Source organism: Candidatus Woesearchaeota archaeon, from assembly GCA_026394965.1.
GTDB lineage: Archaea > Nanobdellota > Nanobdellia > Woesearchaeales > 0-14-0-80-44-23 > JAPLZQ01.
This window is the reverse complement of record JAPLZQ010000094.1, coordinates 1-3,653: the sequence shown is the minus strand read 5'-3', so window position 1 is coordinate 3,653 and position 3,653 is coordinate 1. Positions and strand designations below refer to the sequence as shown.

The window sequence follows — 3,653 nt, the reverse complement described above, 5'->3', positions numbered from 1 at the left end:
TCCATTAAGATTGAAAAACTCCGGGAAGTGAAGAATGCACTCCGTAATGAGCTTAAAAGGGCAGTTGACAAGGAATACCGGCTGTCATTGGCAAAAGCATTAAAAATCATGATACTGAAGGAGATGAAAAAATGAAAAAAGAATCTGAAAAAATGAGGCTAATAAATGAGCTTTTCTCAATAATGAATGAAGAGGTGGAAAATTCCGACAAAAAGGAAAATAAATTTGAGGCTGCAGGCGAATTCAAGAAGGTAATGTATGAAGAACTGAAGAAATTAAAGGGCAAGGATTTCAGAATCCGAATTTTGAATCGCATTAAAAGCGCAGCATACCTCCAGCAGGAAAATGCCACAGATGAGAATTCAAGAAGGGCTGCTTTAGAAGAGATTATTGAGATAATCAAGAAAGAGAAGGCTCTTATCCAGGAAGAAAAAAGAATAATGAAGAAGATTGATGAGATAAAAGGAATAATTTTCTCGGAAATTGATAAAAGTGATGATAAGGAATACACAAAAAATCTTTTGAAAGAATGGAAGAAAATACTGTGGGAAGAGATAAAAAATTGAAAACCCCCGAAAAGAAGGAGAAGAGAATTAAGCTGCTTATTGAAATTACAGATATTCTGAAAAAGGAATTTGATGATGAAAAGGACATCTTTAAACGGATTAGCATATTGAGAGAAACAATAGATTCAATTTATGAAAACCGGGGAATTATCGAGGACGTTCTTAAGGAGATTAAAGAGAAAATAAGGCAAAATCTAAACTACTATTTATTTGATGAAACAGATGACATTTATTACCAACTTCTTGCAATAAGAGAAAAAGCAGATAAGAAAAAGGATGAAAAAACGCTTTTGAAAGCGAAAAAAGGAATTTCTGAGATGGTTTTTATTGAAGAAAAAATTTTGCAGGAGATGAAATTCCTGCTTAACCCAAAAAAGGAAATGACAAAGAGCGGATTTGGCACGCATGAAGCAGAAATAGTATCAGTTGAATTTTTTGACTATCATGGAAAGAGCACGAATCGGTTCAGGACTGGCGAGCCTTTCAATGCAAAGATATCATATGAAGCACACAAGAGGATTGAAAAGCCAATGTTCGGAGTTGCCATTCACTCAAAGGAAGAAATCCACATATGCGGCCCGAATACCACTTTTTCAGGTAAGACTAAGGATTTTATAGAAGGAAAAGGAAGCGTTACTTTTAGCATTGATTCCCTTCCTCTCCTTGAAGGCGAATACCTATTCAGCGCAACACTTCTCAATTATGAGGGCAGCCATCCTTATGACTTTCACTGGAAAGAATTCTCATTTTATGTGTTCGGGGGAGGAGTAAGGGAAAAATACGGGATATTCTACATTCCACACGAATGGAATTATGATTAGGAAATGTATTCTCAAATTCCCAAATGCTTAAATAGGGGAATTCTAACTGAAAGGACAGGATAGTTGGGAATTTATTGGGGGGTTAAAATTGGCAAAATTTATCTTCAAGTGCCAGAACTGTGGAAATGAGATAAAGGCGTATAAGAAAGATACTTCTACAAGGAGAAAGTGCAGCAAGTGCGGCTCCTACCACATAAAAAGGATTAATTCAAGTTCAAAAAAATCTGAAAGGCGGTATTCTGAGATAAAAAAAACAGATAAGGAATCCGGAAAATTGAAAGAAATTAATAAACAATCAAATAAATTCCCGGATAAAGATGAACTGCCCAGGGTAAGCGTAATAGTTGTGAATTACAATGGAAAAAGGTTTCTCCGGGGATGCTTTGAGAGCCTTATGAGGATTCATTATCCGAAAAGCAGGCTTGAGATAATAATGGTTGACAACGGTTCAACAGATGGCTCAGTAATCTTTGCAGGCAAATTTTATCCATCTGTAAAAATACTGAAAAATGATGCCAATAATTATGCAAGGGCAAACAACCTGGGAATAAGAAACTCTTTAGGGGATTATGTTGCAATACTGAATAATGACACTAAAGTTCAGAAAGAGTGGCTTATTGAGCTTGTGAAAGCAGCTGAAAAGGATAAAAGAATAGGAGGGGCTGGAAGCAAGGTTCTCCTGAAAAACGGAAGGATAGACAGCGCCGGGCTTATAGAATTCCCAAATTTCTACTGGCAGCAGCGCGGCCAAAATGAGATTGACCGCGGGCAGTATGACAGGATGGAAGAAGTTTATTCCCTTTGCGGTGTTTCAATGCTCTACAAAAGGAAATGCCTTGAAGAAGCGGGCTTGGAAGATGAGGACTTCAACATTTATGTTGAAGAGATAGACCTTTCCGAGAGGTGCAGAAAAAGAGGATGGAAGTTCATATATGCGCCCAAAAGCATAGTCATACATGAACATGGCGGAACAATAAAACCTGATTCTGAATTTTTTGTTTTTCAAAGCGAAAGGAACCGGATGTTTTTCGTAGCAAAGCATTTTCCTAATGAGATTTCAGGGGCTGTTTCAACATCGCACCTTTTCTACAAAGACATAAAGAAAACGCATCCGCTCCTTTTCAAGATTCTGCCTGAAGTTTTTAGGAAGCTTGTCAAGGAACAGGGAAAAGATGTGCTTATGAAAGTTCTCCCCGAGATTTACCAAAAAATAAAGGAAATAACTGACTTTGAAAAATATGACCTTTTAAAAGAGGCTTTGGAGAAAGATGCAGAATCAAGCCTTCTCCGCTCAGACATAGACAGTCTTGTTTCTAAAGAGCAGGAAAGAAAAGAGGAAATTGGAAATCTTAAACTTGAGATTGAAGGGCTTAAAATTCATCTTGAAAACGCAGAGATGAAAGAATCAAAGCGAATGTATGAGATTGAGAGGCTCACAAATGAGATTATAGCAACAAAAAATAATCTTGAGTCAGCAAAAGAGGAATGCTACATTGCAAAAAGTGAAATAATAATCCTGAAGAATGAAAAGGAAAAAACAGCAGAAGAAGTTGAAAGAGAAAGAAAAGCGCACCAAGAAGAAAACAACCGCCTAAAAAATGAAAAGGAAAACAGAGAAAAAGAAATTGAAAGTCTGAAAAACAGGATTTTGGAAATTGAGAAATCCATGAAAGAATCTCTTGAAAATGAAAAGGCAGAAAATGACCGGCTTAGAGGAGAGCTTGAAAGCGCAAAGGCAGAGCTTATGAAAAAAAAGAGGGAAATATACATTTTCTACCACTCAAAAGGGTACAGATACTTTCTATCGCATATAGACAAGGCATACAAAAGCATAAGAAGAATCGGAAGATAAAATCCCAAATCATACAATTTTATTCATTCAATTTAAGGGCATTGGGTATGCGAAATATCCCGGAGCCATATTCTCTATTCTTATTCTGATAATGGCTGCAATTATCAATAAAAGAAGAATAATTATTGCAAGCAGATGCCATCTGTATAATGATATAAATTCTCTTGCCTTTTTTGTCTTAACAATATTCTTTATCATATTTCTGCCTTTTATTTCCTGAATTTTCTTCAGTTCAGCATAAAGAATCCTTTTGGACTCAGTGATTTCAAGCAGTCTTATAATGCATCCATTTAAAAAATCATTCCGGAATAAGTTTGCATTTCACTAATTTTTTATAGATTTCTTCAGCAAATACTTCATACGCGTATGGATTGGGATGTGTATCCTTTGGATGTACAATTTGTGAATAAAGGT

4 protein-coding genes are annotated in these 3,653 nt (G+C 36.1%); 3 read left to right on the top strand and 1 reads right to left on the bottom strand.

Going from position 1 to position 3,653, the window contains the following annotated elements:
- Positions 1–131: 131 nt before the first annotated feature.
- The 3 genes from NTV63_04000 (at position 132) to NTV63_03990 (ending at position 3,239) form a co-directional block, all read left to right on the top strand.
- The gene (locus NTV63_04000; protein MCX6710082.1) at positions 132–566 is read left to right on the top strand and encodes a hypothetical protein; all 435 of its coding nucleotides are present in this window, start codon (positions 132–134) and stop codon (positions 564–566) included.
- A complete protein-coding gene (locus NTV63_03995; GenBank protein MCX6710081.1) occupies positions 563–1,387 on the top strand; it encodes a Wzt carbohydrate-binding domain-containing protein in 825 nt (274 codons plus the stop codon). Before NTV63_04000 ends, NTV63_03995 begins: the two co-directional genes overlap by 4 nt.
- A gap of 88 nt (positions 1,388–1,475) precedes the next feature.
- On the top strand, positions 1,476–3,239 hold the full coding sequence (locus NTV63_03990) for a glycosyltransferase (GenBank protein MCX6710080.1): 1,764 nt from the start codon (positions 1,476–1,478) through the stop codon (positions 3,237–3,239).
- A gap of 27 nt (positions 3,240–3,266) precedes the next feature.
- Here NTV63_03990 and NTV63_03985 read toward each other — a convergent pair whose 3' ends face one another.
- Positions 3,267–3,437, bottom strand: coding sequence for a hypothetical protein (locus NTV63_03985; protein ID MCX6710079.1), 171 nt, complete (start codon positions 3,435–3,437; stop codon positions 3,267–3,269).
- Between the last annotated feature and the right edge of the window lie 216 nt (positions 3,438–3,653).

What these genes read in the sequence shown, in the direction of transcription:
- NTV63_04000 (MCX6710082.1), top strand. Translation starts at nt 132, where the DNA reads ATGAAAAAAGAATCTGAAAAAATGAGGCTAATAAATGAGCTTTTCTCA.
- NTV63_03985 (MCX6710079.1), bottom strand. Translation starts at nt 3,437, where the DNA reads ATGATAAAGAATATTGTTAAGACAAAAAAGGCAAGAGAATTTATATCA.